This window comes from Rossellomorea arthrocnemi (genome assembly GCF_904424705.1).
In the GTDB taxonomy this organism is placed as follows: domain Bacteria; phylum Bacillota; class Bacilli; order Bacillales; family Bacillaceae_B; genus Rossellomorea; species Rossellomorea arthrocnemi.
In genome coordinates this window covers 1-477 of record NZ_CAJGBF010000057.1, presented here as the reverse complement: position 1 = coordinate 477, position 477 = coordinate 1, and the positions used below count along the sequence as shown (strand labels likewise).

Annotated in this window: 1 protein-coding gene; it reads left to right on the top strand. The window is 39.4% G+C overall.

All coding sequences use genetic code 11. The features are described 5' to 3' along the window. The coding region (locus BAA9072_RS23940) for a hypothetical protein (protein WP_201717045.1) at nucleotides 1-354 on the top strand (354 nt) is incomplete at its 5' end. Nucleotides 355-477 lie beyond the last annotated feature (123 nt).

The following is a 477-nucleotide window of genomic DNA, read 5'->3' as shown; positions in this document are numbered from 1 at the left end:
AGGCAGTCTGCAGAGCGCCTATCGCGGCATTGGTTTGATCTGATGGCTTTTTCTAAACACGCGATTGGGAGGGAAGCCATTCAAGACGTGCTTTTACTCAAGGACGTAGTAAGTCTTAAAAATATTTTCTTCAATGCATCCTATGCACATTATGATCAATGCCTGCAGGGTAATTTCTTACTACTGCCTAATGCTGAAGGTATGCAGCAGCTGGAAACTGATTATCACCAGATGCTCGAAGCAAACTATCTCTATGATACTACTATAACCTTTGAGCAAATCATGGCAGCTACCAAGCAAACCCAAGATGTCATTAATCTATCTATCAAGAAATATATTGCATCTGGAGCATAGTTAAATTATTCGTTACTAAACCCATATCTACTAACTAAAATATGGAGCCTTTTTCAGAAAGTGTGTAACTGCCGTTTGGGTTAAAGATAAGGTTCAACACGATCACCGAATTCAATCGTAAAC